The 4,825-nt window shown below is 57.8% G+C and carries 3 protein-coding genes; 2 read left to right on the top strand and 1 reads right to left on the bottom strand.

Annotated elements, in window-relative coordinates; all coding sequences use genetic code 11:
- Together RMO15_RS25735 and RMO15_RS25740 are read left to right on the top strand one after the other, a co-directional pair.
- On the top strand, positions 1-3,449 hold a 3,449-nt coding region (locus tag RMO15_RS25735; RefSeq protein WP_309719497.1), incomplete at its 5' end, for a M1 family aminopeptidase.
- A 10-nt stretch (positions 3,450-3,459) separates the two neighbouring features.
- Positions 3,460-4,038: an outer membrane beta-barrel protein gene (locus RMO15_RS25740; protein ID WP_309719500.1), complete on the top strand. Its 579-nt coding sequence runs from the start codon at positions 3,460-3,462 to the stop codon at positions 4,036-4,038.
- On the opposite strand, the gene RMO15_RS25745 is transcribed toward RMO15_RS25740, so the two are convergent.
- Positions 4,035-4,625 (bottom strand): hypothetical protein, encoded by a 591-nt coding sequence (locus RMO15_RS25745; RefSeq protein ID WP_309719503.1) that lies wholly within the window; start codon positions 4,623-4,625, stop codon positions 4,035-4,037. The genes RMO15_RS25740 and RMO15_RS25745 overlap by 4 nt on opposite strands.
- Positions 4,626-4,825 lie beyond the last annotated feature (200 nt).

Genomic DNA, 4,825 nt, shown 5'->3' on the forward strand with positions numbered 1-4,825 from the left:
TCGGCGGCGGCGATGGGCAGGTAAAAGTGAATGCGCCCATCGTGCTGGGCCAGATCGTCGGGATCATGGGCGCATTCGGGGCCGTGATCGCCAGCGCCTTAGTGGGCACCGCGATCTACCGCGACTTCGAGGCGCAGACGCACGAGTTATTCTTCACCACACGCCTGAGCCGCGCCGCCTACTTCTTCGGACGTTTCTTTGGCGCGCTGGTCGTGACGCTCTTCGTCTACTCGGGCCTGCTCTTCGGGGTGATCTTTGGGAGCCTGATGCCCTGGGTGGATAAAAGTAGCCTCGGGGCATTTCGTATCGAGAGCTACGCCAATGTCTTTTTGGTGATCTTGCTGCCCAACGTGCTCTTTCTCTCGACGCTGTTCTTTGTCTTCGGCACGCTCACGAGAAGCCTGCTGGCGATCTACCTTCAGGGCGTTCTGGTCTTCGTCGGCTGGGCTATCTCCCTAACACTGCTGGGTTCCGTGGACAACCGGCTGGTTGCCTCGCTCTTTGACCCGTTTGGCCTTGCCTCGACCAGCGTGGTCACGCGCTACTGGACTCTGGCGGAGAAGAACACTCTGCTCCTGCCGCTCACCGGGGCGCTGCTCTACAACCGTCTGCTCTGGGTGGGAGTTGGCATTGGCACGCTCGCCCTCGGCTTCCGCCTCTTCCAGTTCTCGGCCAAGGCGAACCCACCCCGGCTCGTCCCTCGCCGACCCTCCCTTGAACCAAGGGAGGGTGCCGAGGAACGAGGCGGGTGGGTTCAGGCCGGGTGGGTTCAGACAGGGCAGGGATCAGGGGGGAATGTCTTCCCCGCCCTCCTGCGCTTCTACGTCCGCGACATCGTCCGCAGCGTCCCGTTTCTGGTAATCGCGGCGGCGGGGACACTGCTTCTGATCACCAATGCCTGGATGGCCGACAAGCTCCTCGACAACAACAACACCATCTACCCCGTCACGCGGGTCATGGTCGAGCAAGTCTCGGGCTCTTTTATGTTGTTCTTTTTGATTCTCATCACGTTCTACACCGGCGAGCTTGCCTGGCGCGAGCGCACCGTGAAGCTGGATCAGATCGCCGATGCCCTGCCCGTCCCGACGTACCGGGTCGCGTTGGCAAAGTTTGTGGCGCTGCTTTTGGTGCTGGCGCTACTGACTCTGGGGCTGGTTTTAGCGGGGATCGGGGTACAGGCGGCAAAAGGCTACTTTCACTTTGAGCTAGGGATTTACTTTCGCTATCTCTTTGGGACGGTCTACCCGACGCTTATCTGCCTCACCGCGCTGGCGTTTTTCATCCATACCGTGGTCAACCAGAAGTTTCTAGGGCACACCCTGGTGCTGGTGAGCTTTATCGCCACCTCCGCGCTTCCCAGCATGGGCCTCGACCACAAGCTCTATCTCTTTGGCGACCTTCCCGGCGTGAAGCTCTCGGACATGAACGGTTTTGGGCCGTTTACGCTCCCGTTTTTCTGGTTTGCGACCTACTGGCTCCTGGCCTCGGTACTCTTCGTCATCACGGCCATCAAGCTCTGGGTGCGCGGCAAGGACGACAGCCTTACGCTACGCTGGAAGATCGGGCAGCTTCCCCGCGTTGCTAAAGCACTTGCGGTAACGTGCGCGGCGGGCTTTGTGGCAGTCGGGGGCTGGATCTTTGTCAATACCAACCTGAAGCATACCTACCGACCTCAGAAGGCGCAGACCAAGCTGCGGGTGGGGTTTGAGCAGAAGTATAAAGCACGCTACGCGAAAATCCCCCAGCCACGCATCACCGATGTCGAGATGGACGTGACGCTCTGGCCGGAGCGCGGGCAGTGGGAGTCCAAGGGCGTCTTCACGCTCAAGAACAAGACCAACAAGCCCGTCACCGAGCTGGTGATCCAGACCGATCCTGACTTTACCGTCAAAGCACTCACGCTGGGAGCGGCAGCGACGCCCGACATCACCGACAAAGACCGGGGCTTTCGGACGCTGAGACTTGCGCAACCACTGGTGCCCGGCGCGACAACCACGCTGGCCTTCACGCTGGCCTACGACAAGACAGGCTTTGCCAACGGGAGTCCCAACACCGATATTGCCGCCAACGGCACGTTTCTCACCATGCCCTGCCCGCAGCTTGGCTACCAGGAGGGCGGCGAGCTTAGCGATGAGTCTGAGCGGCGCAAGCAGAGCCTCCCGCCCAAGCCGCGTATGGCCCCTGCCACCGATCTAGCCGCGCGCCAGAACACCTATCTGGGGGTAGATGCTGACTGGGTGAACTTTGCCGCCACGGTGCGCACCGCCCCCGACCAGATCGCGATCGCGCCCGGCTACTTAGAGCGCGAGTGGCAGGAGAGTGGGCGGCGCTGCTTCCGCTACAAGATGGACGCGCCGATCCGCCAGTTCTTTACGTTTGTCTCCGCACGCTACACCATCAAGAAAGACCATTGGGTGAGCAAAGATGGCAGCAAGAAAGTGGCGCTGGAGATCTACTACCATCCCGGCCACGAGTACAACCTGGAGCGCATGATGGCGGGTGCCAAAGCGGCGCTGTCTTACTGCTCGGAGAACTTCAGCCCCTACCAGTTCCGGCAGATGCGCATTTTAGAGTTCCCCGCCTACCAGGAGTTCGCGCAGTCGTTTCCCAACACCGTGCCCTACTCCGAGGGTCTGGGTTTTATCCTCAAAGTAGGGAAAGAAAAAGACGCGCTGGATGTGCCTTTCTACGTGACGGCGCATGAAGTGGCGCACCAGTGGTGGGCGCACCAGGTGCTCGGAGGAAATGTCGCGGGCAGTGAGCTGCTCTCCGAGTCCCTCGCCGAGTACAGCGCTCTCCAGACCCTCAAGAAAGCCTACGGGGAAGAAGCCCTCGCACGCTTCTTGAAGGTCAATATGGATCGCTATCTGAGAGGCCGTGGCTCTGAGCGCGAGGAGGAGAACCCGCTGGTAAGTATGCAGCACCAGCAGTACATACACTACTCCAAGGGCGCGATTGTCTTCTGCGCCCTCGCCGACCGGATCGGGGAAGAGAAGCTCAACGCGGCGCTGGCGGGCTTTGTCAAGAAAACCGCGTTTCAGGAGCCGCCCTATACAAACTCGCTGGAGCTGATGGAGGTACTGAAAGCCACGGTTCCGGCCAGCGACCAGACCTTCCTCAGCGATCTCTTCGAGAAGATCACCCTCTACGATCTGCGAATCACCGAGGCAAAGAAAGAGACGAATGACAGTCTCTACCGTGTCACGGTTCGCTACCAAGCAACCAAGAAATACGCAGATGGCAAGGGCAACGAAACCGATGCAGGACCTGTCAGTGGGTTCGACTTTGGGCTCTGGAAAGGAAAAGAGCGACTAAAAAGCTACATCGTCACAAATGAGCCAGGTCGCGTCGTTTTAGAAACAGATGAAGCCGAGCCCGACAAAGTAGAGATAGACACAAAGCATCTCTACATAGATCGTAACTTGGACGATAATACAAAGAAGCTTTAGGAGAAAAGATATGCAGAAATTCGTTATGATCGCAGCTGCCGCAGGGGTGCTGCTCGCCACGGGTGCACAGGCACAGGAGACCAAAACCAAGCGCTGGCAGATTCAGCTTGGCATAGGTAGCCCCACACAGCAGGCAGGAAAGACATTCCTCAGCTCTAGCCCAAGTGCAAGCATGTTGAGCTATACCCTTGGGGGCCTTAAGCAGGGCACTTGGGGAGTCTTTGCCCAAGGACTGATGAAAAACCGAAGCTACGGCAACTCTGATGGAGATGATGTCACCAGCAGTGAAACTGCCATGGGGATCGGGCTTCAGTACCAGCTTCGCTCTACCTCCAATCCTGCCCTCTACTATGGAGCAGGCATCGGGAGCTTTAGCCTCAACACCGCACTTTCTATGAGAAACGGGAAGGTCACCACAACCACGACCACCGAGTCTTCCGATGTTTTGGGGGGGCGGCTCTTTGTGGGTCAGGACTTTGGCAAGCGCTACTTTGGAGAGCTAAGCTACACATCTATGGGAAATGCAAAGCTAGGAAACAGCTCTATCAATGCCAGCCATGCGAGCCTTGGGGTCGGCGTGCGTTTCTAGCGGCTACCCACGATTAGCATGGCATCACAGGCTACCTGGAATGCCCAGAGGGTGGAGCGGGAGTAGCGTCGTGCAAGAGGGCTGAGAGTGCGGGTTGCCGCGATCTCGGCCCGTGCTGCCTGAAGAGCACCATCCACCATCACCTGCTCCCAGGGAAGGTGTGCAACAGTCAGTGATTCGGTCTTTTTAGGATTGAGGAGATACTCTAAGATACGAGTGCCCAAGAGAAAGACCGAGTCGGCGGCAGGACCGAGGAACTGAGTAACAATGACACACTCCTCCGGTGCCAGAAGATCACGACTACGCTCCAGGTGCTGGGCAATACGCCCCAGAACCGCAAGCTGCATCACCCGCTGTGTGTTTCGTTGCATCACCAGCATCACGTCTTCCGAGAGCGAGCTATTCAAGATAAGGGCACGGTTCTGCCCCTCCACACGATAGACAGCCTCAAAAAATGCTTCAGTGGTTACCTCAGGGAGGGATTGCTTCGTAAAGAGTGGAGTCCCGGCGAGTAAAGTCAGAGCCGCTCCAAGCAATCGTGTAATATTGACCTCAATCTCATAGAGAACAGGGATCGTTTTGGTCATGATTTGATTATGGCAAATCGCTCTGTACTCTTCAATAAAAAAACGGCGGAGCATCAAAAATGCTCCGCCGTTTTGAGTGTGCTGTGGGTTAGCTGACGTAGACGAACTCATTGGAGCAGAGCAGTGCCTGCGTGTAGAGCTCCCAGCTATCTAGTGGCTTGCGCTCGACCATCTCCGTGTTGTTTCTGATGGGGGCGAAC

Origin of the sequence: Armatimonas sp. (genome assembly GCF_031410135.1) — a bacterium.
Lineage (GTDB): Bacteria > Armatimonadota > Armatimonadia > Armatimonadales > Armatimonadaceae > Armatimonas.